This window comes from Nostoc sp. 106C (assembly GCF_002154725.1).
Lineage (GTDB): Bacteria > Cyanobacteriota > Cyanobacteriia > Cyanobacteriales > Nostocaceae > Aulosira.
In genome coordinates, this window is record NZ_MTAW01000080.1 from 1 (window position 1) to 14,535 (window position 14,535).

Annotated in this window: 10 protein-coding genes and 2 pseudogenes; 4 read left to right on the plus strand and 8 right to left on the minus strand. The window is 43.6% G+C overall.

The annotated features are described in order from the left end of the window. Positions 1–525 precede the first annotated feature (525 nt). Positions 526–690 (plus strand): hypothetical protein, encoded by a 165-nt coding sequence (locus BV375_RS36675; RefSeq protein ID WP_166507405.1) that lies wholly within the window; start codon positions 526–528, stop codon positions 688–690. A 123-nt stretch (positions 691–813) separates the two neighbouring features. On the opposite strand, the gene BV375_RS08130 is transcribed toward BV375_RS36675, so the two are convergent. The 4 genes and pseudogenes from BV375_RS08130 to BV375_RS08145 form a co-directional block, all read right to left on the minus strand. Further along, the gene (locus BV375_RS08130; RefSeq protein WP_086759200.1) at positions 814–2,379 is read right to left on the minus strand and encodes a GMC family oxidoreductase; all 1,566 of its coding nucleotides are present in this window, start codon (positions 2,377–2,379) and stop codon (positions 814–816) included. Next, positions 2,376–3,206: an aquaporin gene (locus BV375_RS08135; protein ID WP_086759203.1), complete on the minus strand. Its 831-nt coding sequence runs from the start codon at positions 3,204–3,206 to the stop codon at positions 2,376–2,378. Before BV375_RS08135 ends, BV375_RS08130 begins: the two co-directional genes overlap by 4 nt. After that, positions 3,193–5,868: pseudogene (locus tag BV375_RS08140) on the minus strand (glucosidase). The gene BV375_RS08135 and the pseudogene BV375_RS08140 overlap by 14 nt, the downstream one beginning before the upstream one ends. 111 nt (positions 5,869–5,979) lie before the next feature. After that, the gene (locus BV375_RS08145; protein WP_086759205.1) at positions 5,980–6,762 is read right to left on the minus strand and encodes a glucose 1-dehydrogenase; all 783 of its coding nucleotides are present in this window, start codon (positions 6,760–6,762) and stop codon (positions 5,980–5,982) included. 257 nt (positions 6,763–7,019) lie between these two features. Here BV375_RS08145 and BV375_RS08150 point away from each other — a divergent pair. Beyond that, a pseudogene (locus BV375_RS08150) lies at positions 7,020–8,513 on the plus strand (ISNCY family transposase). A gap of 72 nt (positions 8,514–8,585) precedes the next feature. On the opposite strand, the gene BV375_RS08155 reads toward BV375_RS08150, so the two are convergent. Further along, a complete protein-coding gene (locus tag BV375_RS08155; RefSeq protein WP_208099081.1) occupies positions 8,586–10,217 on the minus strand; it encodes a CocE/NonD family hydrolase in 1,632 nt (543 codons plus the stop codon). Between the two features lie 36 nt (positions 10,218–10,253). Between BV375_RS08155 and BV375_RS08160 the strand changes: the two genes are divergently transcribed. Next, entirely contained in the window at positions 10,254–10,625 is a 372-nt protein-coding gene (locus BV375_RS08160; protein WP_086759208.1) for a GxxExxY protein, read from the plus strand. Between the two features lie 247 nt (positions 10,626–10,872). Here BV375_RS08160 and BV375_RS08165 read toward each other — a convergent pair whose 3' ends face one another. Continuing rightward, on the minus strand, positions 10,873–11,328 hold the full coding sequence (locus BV375_RS08165; RefSeq protein ID WP_086759211.1) for a cupin domain-containing protein: 456 nt from the start codon (positions 11,326–11,328) through the stop codon (positions 10,873–10,875). 37 nt (positions 11,329–11,365) lie between these two features. Next, on the minus strand, positions 11,366–12,145 hold the full coding sequence (locus BV375_RS08170) for an isochorismatase family cysteine hydrolase (RefSeq protein ID WP_086759214.1): 780 nt from the start codon (positions 12,143–12,145) through the stop codon (positions 11,366–11,368). A gap of 82 nt (positions 12,146–12,227) precedes the next feature. Here BV375_RS08170 and BV375_RS08175 point away from each other — a divergent pair, with 82 nt between their 5' ends. After that, positions 12,228–13,631 carry an amidohydrolase gene (locus BV375_RS08175; protein ID WP_086759216.1) on the plus strand — a complete coding sequence of 468 codons (1,404 nt, stop codon included), beginning with the start codon at positions 12,228–12,230 and terminating at the stop codon, positions 13,629–13,631. A 348-nt stretch (positions 13,632–13,979) separates the two neighbouring features. Here BV375_RS08175 and BV375_RS08180 read toward each other — a convergent pair whose 3' ends face one another. Beyond that, a complete protein-coding gene (locus tag BV375_RS08180) occupies positions 13,980–14,486 on the minus strand; it encodes a pentapeptide repeat-containing protein (RefSeq protein WP_086759219.1) in 507 nt (168 codons plus the stop codon). Positions 14,487–14,535: the final 49 nt, after the last annotated feature.

The window sequence follows — 14,535 nt, forward strand, 5'->3', positions numbered from 1 at the left end:
CGTTTACGCACTTTATCTCCTTCACGATATGACTCGCGAAGCAACACGGCTGGAGTTGAACATCGATCCCATCAGCAAGGGGCAGAACAGTTGGTACGAGATCCTGTCCGACCTCGATCTTTAGAGCCAAGTTGGTGGCTTTCCCTGTACAGATCAGGTTCGCAATCGCGGCCATTGGTGAAACTTACTTCCAAAAACCTGATTCATGATTAAATTTGGACGGATATCGTCCAGATTAAACTACAACATTCGGACATAAGTGTTTGGCTAATTGGTTCGTTTAATTTGGACACCTGGGTCAGCGTAATCCCCTTAAAATGGCTCTGGATATGGCTTTCGGCTAGTTGTAATTATTGTGGTTTCAGAACACTTGATTGCAGTTTCGTTGCAATTATTGTGGTTTAGTCCGCAATTATTGTGGTTTTGAGACTACCTCTAGTTGGCTTAGTTTTAGCAACGGAAAAATTCTGGTCGTTAAGGCTGAGATGCCCACCAGCTAAATCTTTTAGCGAGCGCTTTGATTGAATGCTTATCGGTTTGAACTGTCCCCTTTCATGGGGCGACTATTGTCGCCAAAGCAAGCCAGATAAAGGTTTAGAGGGTAAAACCCCCTTGAAAAAATGGGCGGATATGGGGCGCTTATTGAGAATGAAGCTTACGGGTGTGGTGGATATGCGGCGGGATGAATAATACTGTTTGAGCGATGCCTGCGGCGGTAAACTACGCTTTTGATTAGTTCTACCTGGGCGATAGCGAAGCGCTGTTGCTTTCCGCAGATCGCTCACACCTTTGTGAGCAATAACTTTAACTCAATCACTTCCAGCAATCGAGTAAATGATCGCCCACTCGCAAGGCATTGGCGATAATGGTCAGCGTAGGATTGACCGCAGAACTAGATGGAAAGAAGCTGCCATCGACAACATAGAGATTATCCACGTCATGGGTACGGCAATTCAAATCTAGTACCGAGGTTTTTGGGTCTTCTCCAAAACGACAAGTACCGCATTGATGACCAACTGATTGCAGCGGCATCATATTGCGGGGATAGAGGCTGAAAGGGATGCAGTGTTCTGCCCGATCTACCTGCTTGAGAATGGCTACCCAGCGTTTAGCTAGGCGATCGCTTGCTTCTAAGTTGTTGGGTTTATAGTCTAAGTAAAGGCGCTCTTTTTCTACCCGCACGCGATTCTCAGGATCGGGTAAGTCTTCTGTTTGCAACCACCAGCCAACTGTACGATCGGCAACTGTTTTCAGTTCTGCTCCTGGTCGCAGTTTTAATAGTGGAGCCAACAGTGCGGGAACTTCGGCGGGTAGCATATCTGCCAAGACGTTGCCAGTATTTTGTACCAAGCCCATTGGGTAGGGAAAATCGGATTCGCCCCAGTAAAAATCACTAATGGCGATTGTTTTTTGGTAAACAGAAGGATTGAGTTTTGTGTTGAGTTGCACCATTGCCATGCAAATATGCTTCATCAGGTTGCGCCCTACCCGATCGGAACTATTTGCTAATCCGTTGGGATGTTGGTCATTGTGCGATCGCAACAACAATGCTGCTGAGTTAATCGCGCCGCAAGCAACTACAACAATATCGCCTGTAAAGAATTGAGTTTCACCGTTAATCTCAGCTTCTACGCGGGTGACTTGTCGACCAGAGGGACTTGTATGTAACCGTGTGACTTTGGCTTCAGTCAATAAAGTAATATTTTCATTATGGCGAATGTGTTGAATGCAGTTAACTTCAGCATCAGCTTTACCTTGAGTTAAACAAGGAAAGCCATCACAGGTATTGCAACGAATACAGTTTCCCACGCTCTGATCAACCTCGTTAAGTTTCAATCCTAACGGCAGATTAAAGGGATGCAAACCAGCTTGCCTCAAACCGTTAACAAGTTCCTGCATTCGGGGTTCATGCTGTATGGGAGGATGAGGATAAGGTAAACTCCTAGCTGCCTCGGTGGGATCGACACCCCCTTGACCGTGAACATCGTAAAGCTCCTCTGCTTGAGTGTAGTATGCTTCAAAATCTCGGTATTTCAATGGCCATTCTGGTGAAATACCGTCTTTGTGTTCCACCCGATCAAAATCGCGTTCCCGTAATCGCAACAATGCTGCACCGTAAACTTTGGTATTACCACCAACCCAGTAATTTGTTGCTGGACGGAAGGGTTTATGATTTACGTCGTACCACTGCTCTGGAGTGTGATACCGTTCTTTTTGGTAAACTTCCAGCGCACTCCAATTTTCCTTTTCTCGCGGTAAAAATTTACCTCGTTCCAGAATTAAAATTTTCTTGCCACTGGGTGCAAGATGATAGGCTAAAGTGCCACCACCTGCTCCAGTGCCGATGATAATCGCATCATAATGAATGTTGGTTGTCATGATTGTTCTTTGGGAATCGGTAGCTTGTCGCTTAAATCGATTTTGCCGTGACGATTGTAATCACAGCGAAAAATACAGCGTTTGTGATTGTCATGATGCAATTTGGCACACTTAACGGCACGTTTGCCAAATAGATATTGATATACTCCCGATGCCAGCAACATCCCCACAGGTGGCACAATTACATATAACCAAAATGCTGTCCAAATGTGGGCAGGTAAGGCAGAAGCCAGGCTGCGGGCAGGATTCATGCCAAAGCCAGATAAAGGAGCTTCAAAAAAGACATAAAGCATTACCAACAATCCAGCAAATAGCCCTGTAAAGTGACTGAGTTTTTGGTTGTTACTACTGAGCAAAACTGTCATCATCATCATAAATGCAATGACTAGCTCGCCCAATAAAGCCACAAACCAACCTGATGTTCCTGGCACGGTGACGATGTAGTTTACAGGCGCTTTAGTGAACACCTGACCCAGCAATAGCGCTACCAAATAAACTCCTAATAATCCGCCTAAACATTGAAACAGAATGTAAAAAATAGCATCCTGACGTTTAACTTTGCCCAAACGATAGAAGGTGAGCGTGACAGCAGGATTCATGTGTGCGCCGGATTGCTTACCCCAAGGCGAATAAATCAGGGTAATTGCCGTCATCCCCATGATTGCGCCGATCAATAACCGACGCAAATCGCCATTGGGAATTGCTTGATGAATCGGAGAACCAGGATACTCAAACACACAGGTAAATACTCCCGCAGCAATCAGAAATAATCCCAGTTCTGCTGCTTCCATTAAGTATTCTGGTAAATGCTTTCTAAATGTTTCCATGCTGTTGCTCTTGCGCTCGGTGTTCAGCATTTTGGAGAATCATTGCGGCGACTAATCCTGTCCAGCCTGTTTGATGACTGGCTCCAATACCCGCCCCTTTATCGCCATGAAAGTATTCATGGAACAAAATATAATTGCGCCAATAGGGATCGGATTGAAATATTTCTAGATTGCCATATACCGGACGACGACCGCCAGGATCTTGCTCAAAAATAGCAACTAAGCGATGAGAAAGGGCGATCGCCACTTCCTTTAATGTCATTTCTTGCCCAGAACCTGTAGGAAATTCCACCTTCAAGCTATCTCCAAAGTAGTCATGAAATCTCCAGAGTGCTTCAATAATTAAGTAGTTTACTGGGAACCAAATCGGGCCGCGCCAGTTAGAGTTACCGCCAAACAGACCTGTGGTAGATTCGGCGGGTTCGTAACGAACACAGTAATCATGTTCGCCTATATGTAAAGTGTAAGGATCTTTGAGGTGATGCTTGGAAATGGCGCGAATTCCGTGAGGACTCAAGAATTCATTTTCGTCCAGCATTCGTTGCAAAATACGTTGTAACTTTGTCTTGTAAGCGATCGCCAATAGCCTTCTTGCTCCTACCCCCGGTGTTTCCATGCAGGCGACATTATCCTTCAAGTCTGGACGGTTGCGGATGAACCATTCCATGCGACGCTTAAAGCCTGAAAAACGCTGTAAAGTTTCTAATTCTAAAACTGTGACAGCGTAGAGGGGAATTAACCCTACCATTGAGCGGATTTTGACGGGAAATTGCCGTCCATCAGGTAAATGCAGCGCATCGTAGTAAAAGCCGTCTTCTTCATTCCACAGTGCAATATCTGCATTACCAATGCCGTCAATGGCATCGGCAATGTAGAGAAAATGCTCGAAAAACTTGCTGGCAATGTCTTCATAGGTAGAATCTTCTTGGGCAAGTTCCAGGGCGATCGCTAGCATATTTAAACAGTACATTCCCATCCAACTTGTACCATCTGCTTGATTGAGATGGCCGCCTGTGGGTAGTTCCTTGCTGCGGTCAAATACTCCTATGTTGTCCAATCCCAAAAACCCACCCTGAAAGACGTTTTTACCTTCGACATCTTTGCGATTTACCCACCAAGTAAAATTCAGCAACAGCTTGTGAAAGACCTTTTCTAGAAAAGCGCGATCGGCTTGTTTGTAAAACTTCTGCTCGATTTGATAAACGCGCAAAGCTGCCCACGCCTGCACTGGTGGGTTAACATCACCAAATGCCCATTCGTAAGCAGGTAATTGACCATTGGGCTGCATATACCATTCCCTTGTCAGGCGGTCTAGTTGCAACTTGGCAAAATTGGGATCGATGACAGCTAGAGGAATCAGGTGAAATGCTAGATCCCAAGCAGCAAACCAAGGGTATTCCCATTTGTCAGGCATGGATAGGATATCTTCACTGAACAGAGAAATCCACTCATGGTTGCGTCCAGTCTGGCGTTCCGGTGGAGGTGGCGGTTGTTGGGGATCGCCCTTGAGCCAGTCATGGACGACATAGTTATAGTATTGCTTGCTCCATAGCAAGCCGGCAAAGGCTTGGCGCTGAATATTGCGCTCATCTTCTGACATGGGGAAGGGAGTGATGCGCTGGTAAAATTCATCAGCTTCGGCAAGGCGTGTTTGGAAAATTCTATCAAAATCTTCGCCAAAAGGCTCTGCCAGTGTTTGCACGTCACTCAACCGCAGGCGCACAACTTTAGTTTCACCTGGATTGATTGTTAATGTGTAATGAGCCGCAAACTTTGTACCTAGACGGTGGGAATTGACGGCTGCTCTTTTGCCATTCACCACATACTCATTAATGCCATCTTTGACATAAGGTGAGCCATTGCTATAACCAAATAATCGTTCGTAATTCGTTTCATTATCAGTAAACAGGAGTTCTGTGTCTCCTTGGCAGTAAAGCCAGCGAGTTCCCAAGGTAGAATGCTCGGCTTCAATTAAACTGAAGTTAGGATCTGAGCTAACCACTTTCATAAAAGGTTTCTCAATTTCGGGATTCCAAACCCAGATATTGCGAAACCAGAGTGTTGGTAGTAAATGAAGTGTGCTGGCTTGGGAACTGCGATTAGCGATCGCAATCTGAATTAAAATATCTTCTGGTGCGGCTTTGGCATACTCAACAAAAACATCAAAATAACGGTTCTCGGCAAAGATCCCCGTATCAAGTAGCTCCAACTCCGGCTCAAATTTGCTTCTGCGCCGATTTTCTTCTACCAGTTGCGTGTAGGGAAATGCTTGTTAGGGATACTTGTACAAGCATTTCATGTAAGAATGGGTGGGCGTATTGTCAAGATAAAAGTAATACTCTTTAACATCCTCACCGTGATTACCTTCTGTGCCGGTTAGTCCAAACAGTCGTTCTTTGAGAATGGGATCGTTGCCATTCCACAGAGCGATTGCAAAACACAAACGTTGCCGACTATCAGAAATACCAGCAATCCCATCTTCGCCCCAACGATAAACACGCGATCGGGCATGATCGTGAGGAAAATAATCCCAAGCTGAACCGTCGCGGCTGTAATCTTCCCGTACTGTTCCCCATTGGCGATCGCTGAGATAAGGGCCCCAGCGTTTCCAGTAGGCAACACGTTCTCGATCCTGCTGCAATCTTACTTCTTCTGGAGTCACGTCGCTTTGCTCCGAGTTCAAAATTTAAAATGGGCAATGGGCATTGGGAATAAGGCTCGGAACTCCATTAATGAGCTTTCTGAACTCCACTCCTCTGCCCCATGTCCCTCTCTATTGCTCTTGATAATTCCAGAGCAATCCACCATCAACAAAGAATGTCGTGCCTGTCACATAATCTGACTCAGAAGATGCGAGAAATGCCACTATAGAGGCAACATCTTCTGGTTGTCCTAATCTTCCTAAGGGAATATTTTTCAGGAGTGCCCCTAACTTCTGTGGATCGTTCAAAAGTTTAGTATTGATGGGAGTTTCAATTGCCCCTGGCGCAACATTATTAATAGTGATCCCATGAGGAGCCAGTTCCACAGCTAAATTACGAGTGAGCATTTTCAAGCCACCTTTACTAGCACAATAGGCAGCAAAGTGGGGAAAGGGTAATTCTTCGTGTACAGAACTAATATTAATAATCTTGCCAGGTTGCTTTGTGTCTAGGCGGTGTTGCACAAATGCCTGTGTAGCAAAGAATATTCCTTTAAGATTCACATTCATCACAGCATCATAATCTGCTTCAGTGACATCCCAAAAGTTGGCATTTTTTTCAATACCTGCATTGTTAACTAAGATATCTAGCTTGCCAAAGTGAGAAATACTGTCTGCAATCATGCGTTGCACATCGGCAACTGTACCTGTATCGGCCTGAATGGTAAATCCGTCTACCATGTGGCACTCACCGCCAGCCGCAGTTACCTTAGATAAGGTTTCTTGGGCACCTTCGGGATGAGAGCGGTAGTTGATAACAATACTTGCTCCTTCTTGTGCTAGACGAATTGCGATCGCCTGTCCTATCCCTTGGCTACTGCCTGTAACCAGTGCAATTTTCCCTGTTAGTTTCATAAGTGTTCCAATGACTTTAATCTGGAAAGCGCTCTGTTACTTCAAGTCTGGTTAATTAACGATGATTCGATATATCTGTGCAAGAATTGCTAACTCTTTTCCCCCTTGCTCTTTGCTCCCTCGGGTCTTAACGATCGCTCTTCCACTGAACATGATAGTACAACACCCTAAAATCCGAAATGTCTCAGTATCTACGATCGACATCATCTGAAGTACTAGAATGCGTGCAACAGAATTGTCCCAGTTGCGGCAAACCCATGTGGAATGAGTACAACAATCTGCGACGCGTGAGGACTCTCACTCGTAGTAGTACAACTGCTGTTAAAAATTCGCCGTTGTCAGAATAAGTCTTGTGAGCGTTACAGAATTAAGTATCGACCAGAACAGGAAGGTTCTTGGGCATTACCACAACAGGAATTCGGGTTAGATGTGATTGCATTGGTGGGAGCGTTGCGCTATCAAGAACACAGAAGCATACCTCAAGTTCATCAACAACTTCGTAATCGCGGTGTAGAAGTAAGCGAGCGAAGCGTTATTTACTTGTTAGAAAGATATGACGAATTGGTCGCACTGTGGTTAAGTGACCACTCAAGACTTAAAGCCATCGCCAAACAACAAGGGGGATTGATATTAGCAATTGATGGGATGCAACCGGATGTTGGACATGAAGTACTATGGGTGATTCGAGATTGTTTATCAGGAGAAATTTTACTAGCAAAAACCTTATTATCGTCAAGAAATGAGGATTTAGCCGCTTTGCTATTAGAGGTGAAAAATACTCTTGATGTCAAGATTGATGGGGTAATAAGTGACGGACAACAGTCAATTCGCAAAGCTGTGGAAGTGGCATTACCTAGAATAGCTCATGGTTTATGCCATTTTCACTATTTAAAGGAAGCAGCCAAGGTGATTTATGAAGCAGATAGGCACGCCAAGAAGGAACTAAAAAAGCAGGTTCGGGGCGTACGCCAGATTGAACGTAGTATTAATGAGTGTGACCAAGCTCAGTCTGAAGCTATACGTGGATATTGTTTAGCTGTACGTGGTTCCTTAACAAATGATGGTCGTCCACCGCTAGATGCTTCGGGATTAAAATTACAAGAACGCCTCAGTTTGATTGAAGCCAGCCTAGAAAAAGTAGCTCAAAAAGGGGGTTACCAAAACCCTTAATAAAGCTCAAACAAATTGTTTCCAAAGGACTGGAACAAACAGCATCTTTATTTGCTCCAATTACTGTTGCTTATAACTGGATTTATCAAGCCGCAGAGATTCTGAACAACGAAACTGGCCTTGATGCAATTGAAGTCAAACGAAGTTTTCAATCTTTACTCGATTCCATGTCACATCAGAAAGGTAAAGCAGGTACTTTAGAGCCTGGTATTACTCATTTCTTAAAGATTACTCGTAGTTATTGGTCTGGACTTTTTCATTGTTATGAGATTGAAGGTTTACCTCGAACCAATAATGACCTTGAACAGGCTTTTGGTGTTTTACGACATCATCAACTTCGTTGTACTGGTCGTAAAGTCGCTGCTTCATCAATTGTGATTCGAGGAACAGTTCAGTTAGCTTCAGCTATTGCTACTGCACTTCATTGTTTTACAGCCCAGGATTTGGCTCAGGTTTGCGTTCAGAATTGGCAACAATTACGCTCTGATTTACGCCAACATCAACTTCATCGCATTCAACAACTTCGATTCCGTCGAAATCCTGAAGCTTTCTTGGATACTCTTGAGACGTTACTTCTCTAGCAAACTTTGCGCTTCTAGGTTTTTTTTGGTTGACCTACTTAGCAGAACTTTGTAAGAATTACAAATAACAAATTACCCCGACCTATTTACAGGTAATAAAAGTCGAGAATTCGCCTCACCGCCACAACTGACTGTTAAGGTAATAATCTGAGCATTCAATAAATCTTCGCTATTAATTACTGCACCAGTTCCAGAGTTCATCGGGTAGGCTGGAAAACAGGCTGCACTCAAACTCAGACGTATAGCATTACCTTGAGGGATACGCGCACAAGTCGCTTGCAGTTGAATTTTAATTGGTGTAGAATTCGTCTCTGCTCGACAATGCACGTAACCCTGAGTCAAATTATACACTTGCCCATCAGGATAAACTTGCGAAAGTACAGCACACAAATCATAACTCGGTTGATCAGCACTGCAAAAGATTTCCACGATCGCATCCCCTGCTAAATGCAAGTCGGCTGCTAGAGGTTGAGTAGTGTAAGTTAATATATCTGAGCGTAAATCAAGATGCGATCGCTCAAACACTCCCGCTGGAATCGCTGCATGGCCACCCAAAGCTGGAACTGGTCGCCAAGGGTCGTGAACTAATACATCAGTAGTGCTGAGTTCTGAGTGTTGAGTGCTGAGTGTTCCAGAATCTTCCCGGATGCTAGCTAATCCGGTAGTTGACAAATAATAGGATTTTTGAGTTGATGTTGGTAACTTGGGGAAAGTGCGCCAAATATTACTTCCCATTTCAAATAAGCAGACAGGCTGTTCTTGCAATAAACCTGTATCTACATCTTTGAGAAACTGGTCAAACCAGCGAATTTGCATCCTATCTACAGGACTAGCTGCTTTCGGGCCAAAGTCAGCATTGCCAACTTTACGCCCCCAAGGCAAATGTGCCCAAGGCCCGACTAACAAATGTTGGGGTGTACTGCTACGGGCTGCCATATCTTTGTATAAATGCAGAGTACCCCGCAGGTAAGTATCAAACCATCCCCCAATGTGGAACATAGGCAAATCGACAGTTCGCAAGTGGCGTTTGGGCGAAAGTTCTTGCCAATAAGCTGCATCTGGTTGGGAATTAGCCAACCAATCGTGATAAAAAGATTCAGGAGCTAGAGTTTGGAGAATTTCTGGATTAGTTAAAGGCAAATTACGAGCAGCAGCAAATAATGCTTGATAAGCTGCTTTATCTTGTCGCAAACGGGCAGTTTCAGTTGCTAATTGAATCGCCCAAGCAAGATTAGTTTGAAAACAGAATGCACCACCCTCATAAGCCCAATCTGTATACAAATCATAGCCAATCATTGCCGGGCAAATTGTTTTTAAAGCCGCTGGTTTAGTAGCAGCAGCATATAGTTGAGTCATCCCTTGATAGGAAAAGCCATACATCCCTACCTTGCCATTACTATAAGGAAGATTCGCCGCCCAATTTACAGTATCTTCGCCATCTGCAATTTCATGAACAAATAATTTAAATTCTCCCTCAGAAGTGCCTCTTCCCCGGACATCTTGAATAACTACAATGTAACCTTGGGCAGCATACCAGGTAGGATGAGCATAGACAACAGTAGATGCGATCGCTCTGCCATAAGGTTGTCGCATTAATAATATTGGAAAATCACCCTCAGCATCAGGACGATAAATATCTGCATCTAAACGCACTCCATCACGAGTATGCATGAAGGCTGTTTGTTTAGAAAGAACTTTGAGCATGAGTATGATGGGATAAATTTATAACTGAAACTATAGATGTATACAGATAATTGCGATCGCGTAACTTCTAAGATTATTGGATGTGCGTATACTGTAAGTAATGTTTTAGGTTCTGGCTTTTTGGAAAAGGTGTATGAAAATTCTCTCGCCCATGAGTTGCGAAAAGCAGGTATGCGGGTAGAGCAACAGTACAGAATAGATATACTATATGATGGCATTGTAGTTGGAGAATACTTTGCCGATTTACTGGTAGAAAAATCTGTGCTGGTAGAACTTAAAGCAGTGAAAGCCTTGGATGGAATTCACCTTGCCCAGTGTTTGAACTACCTCAAAGTTACTCGCATTAAAGTCTGTTTGCTTTTGAATTTTGGTAATCCTAAAGTTGAAGTAAAGCGTGTTGTGCTATAAATTCAACCACAGATGCACACAGATAAACACAGCGAAAAGTCTGATCGGAGGTTTCCTCCGATCAGAACTTTTCAAGACAGATGAATTTATCGGTGTTCATCGGTGTTTATCTGTGGTTCCATATCCTCTAAATCCATTGGTGTACCACTAGAAAATAAGTTGAGAAAATTCAACCACAGATGAACACAGATAAACACAGATGAATTTATTAGTGTGCATCTGTGTTCATCTATGGTTCCATAAAATTTTAACAAGGCATCAAAGCATCTAATCTCCCCAGCACCGCCATATCTTCTGCATCTAACTCCATTGGTGTACCACTACGAATTAGTTCCGAAAAATCTTCATTCGGCACCATAATTGTCAATGTATACAAGCGACTAGAACCTGTATTTTTAATTAAATGAGTGCCTGTAGGCGGTACTAATAAACTATCTCCTGCCTTAATAGGAACTTTCTTGCCATCACAAATAGCCATGCCTTCCCCTTTCAGAATAAAAAACATTTCCACTGCCCATTGATGACGATTAGGCGGTGTTTGCCCACCTACCTCAAAAATTTCTACGCAGCAAGTCAAGGAAGTATTAGCATTTGCCGTATCGAAGATAATCGCTAACCGATTAGAATCATGAGGACTAATTCGGTAAACTTGATAATCTTTGGGAGATTTAATAACAGGAATCACACAACGAGTAGCGTGCATTTATGTATCTCCTCTGAATAATTACAAGATGCAAAACTCAAGACTCAGCATTTTGCAATGCTGTTAAAATCTCTTGTGAGCCAGTAACAAAACCAAAGCATTGTTTTACGTTGTACAACGTCGCCAGCCAACAATAGTTGGGGGATGTTGTAGCGGTGCAATCTTTCACTAAAATGCAGTCATATCCTAAAAAATTGGCATCACATAAAGTAGCCATTACACATTGGTCGGCATTAACGCCAGCAAAAAATAGTGTCGTCTTTCCCAGGTTACGCAAGATACTATCTAAGGGAGTATCCCAAAAGCCACTCATGCGGTATTTATCAACAAGAATATCTTCCGGTAACTGTTGGAGTTCATCTACTACTGCTGCTGCCCAACTACCTGCCATTAGTACCTTAGCACCATTGCTAGGTAGAGGAGCACCCAACCCCACGCCGTCGCCTGTAGGGTTATAGACGTGATGCAACCCAGCACTAATATTGAGCAAATCGGGACGATTACCCCAATTGAGCCAAATTACCGGGACACCAGCCCCACGCAGTTGTGGTAGTAAGTTTTGTAAAGGTTCGATTGGCTTGCGGGCTGGAGTGACATCTACGCCAATATGCGCTAACCAGCCATCGGGGTGGCAAAAGTCATTTTGCATATCAATGACGATAATGGCAGCTTTTGCCAAGTCAAGTCGCAGAGTTTTAGTTTCAGTTGATAAGATAGCGGATTGTGGGGTCTTTTGTGGACGAGTAATGTCTGCGATCGCCTGATTCACTGTCCAAGCATTTGGTGCAACTCCCAATGACCGAAAAGGCTGATTCATAAATTGCAACACCCAAGACCATGTTTTAATTTGTAACCCGAAATTCCCCCAGGCGTTCGATTACTTAATTAAGGTTAAAATCGTGAAGTTTACTATCCAGAACGTTTTAATTCCCACTGATAATGCTTATGCATTCGTTGATGTCCAGATTGTGGACGGTAAAATTGCGGCGATCGCTCCTAATTTAGATGTGATTGGCACAGCAATTAATGGTACACATCAATTATTACTTCCTGGTTTCATCAACGCCCATACCCATTCTTCAGAAATGTGGCAACGTGGAGCGATTCCACCCTTACCTTTAGAATTATGGCTGGCGGAACTCTACGATTTTACCCCCCTGGATTTAGAAAAAGTTTACCTCAGCGCTTTAGGAACGGCGGTAGAAACTCTCCTTTCTGGTGGTACGAGTGTTGTAGATCATTTGGTGTTAATTCCCGGACAAGAGTTTGAAACCATTGCTACGGCTACTCGCGCCTACAGAGAAGTGGGAATTCGGGCTTTTATCGCCCCTTTAATTCAAGATGAATCCCTGACAGCAGGGATACCATCTGGGGAATCGCAACAAACTCATGAACCTTATTTTCGCTCAACTCAAGCAACTCTAGACATTATCGAAGCAGCAGTCAAGCAGTTGCATCGCCCCGATGAAGGTGTGAATATTTTAGTTGCACCTACAGGAATTCAATTATGTAGTGATGCTTTATTTACTGGCTGTATTGAATTAAGCGATCGCTATAATCTTTGTCGTCACTCTCACCTGCTGGAAACCAAAGCCCAGGAAAAACTCGCCCAAGAGAAATACGGTTGTTCTGCTGTGGAACATCTCAAGCGCATTGGCTATTTAAGCGATCGCACTTCTCTTGCTCATTGCGTCTGGTTGAGCGATGCTGATATTGCTATCCTCGCAGAAACTCAATCTACAGTCGTTCACAACCCCTTGAGTAATCTGCGTTTAGGTAGCGGTGTCGCCCCAATTTTAAAATATCGGCAAGCAGGTGTAAATGTCACCTTTGGTTGTGATGGCGCTTCTAGTAATGATTCACAAGATTTGTTAGAAGCGATTAAAATCGGGTCTATTTTGCACAACATTACAGACTTAGATTATCAGCACTGGATTACACCCAGGCAAGCTGTAGCAATGGCATCCTTGGGAGGTGCTAAGGGATTAAATCTTGCAGATCAACTCGGTACTTTATCTGTAGGGAAACAAGCCGATTTAGTACTTTACGATTTGACTAATTTATCTTTATTACCCCGTACAGATCCCATTAGTTTGTTAGTTTTAGGACGCCCTACCAATGTTGTCACGAGTGCTTGGGTAAATGGCAAACAAATTGTCGCTGATGGCAAAGTTACTACAATCAACGTTGACGATTTGCGACAAGAAATATTTAAACACAGCCAGTGGCATAGTCAACGCCAGTCTCCAACTGTAGCCCAACTTGCAGCGCATTATCGTACAGTTATGGGTTTGCCTGAGTGAAAAGAATTGGGGATTGGGGAGATGAGGGGGCATAGGGGAATACAGTTCAGTTAAGAAAATTCATTGACAACAAAGTTCACAAATAATTACTAAACAAAAAACCGAACAATTATTTTGGAGGGGGCTTGGGGGACGCAACCGTCCCCCAATCGGGGGTTTGGGGGATTCTCCCCCAAATCTTGGTTTTTGTTCGACAGATGAGAACACTTATCACCTTAACTGAACCGTATTGGGGCATAGGGGACAAGGAGAGAAGTCTGAGCGCCAGCTTCCGGCGCTCAGAACTTCGGGAAGACAAGGAGGATAAGGAAGATAAATCAGAAATGCCCCATGCCCCATGCCCAATACTTATTTACACCCCAAACTCTCGCGTGTAGAAACACCAGTAACTGAATTGATCCCATCGGCGCGATCGCATAATAATGCCACTTGATAGCGATCAATCAACGCGTCTGTAAAATCAGCACCAGTAATCACCGCATCATAAAAGCGGCTATTGGTCAAAGTTGCTTCTGTAAAAATCGCATTTTTCAGGTTTGCACTATCAAAAGTTACCCGATCGACCAAAGCACCGCTGAGGTTTGCATCTTCTAAATTTGCTTTTAACAAAACGCCCTTAGTCAAAATAGCGTTGGTTAAATTTGCTCCTTGAAAATTTGCTTCCCGCATTTCCGCTGCTACAAATTTCGCACCAGCTAAATCAGTGTAGGAAAAGTCACGATTTTCTAAATGGGTATTGTTATAGTTAATTGTCTTTGCTTGCGCAAAAGCTGGTTTAGGAGTAAAAATCACCCATAAACCAGCCAGGATCAAAATTAGTATTAAACTCAAAAAGCGTAGCCAAAACTTTTTCATAAATTTGACCTCGATCAATTGTCAGTAGTCAGTTGTTATTAGCTACTGA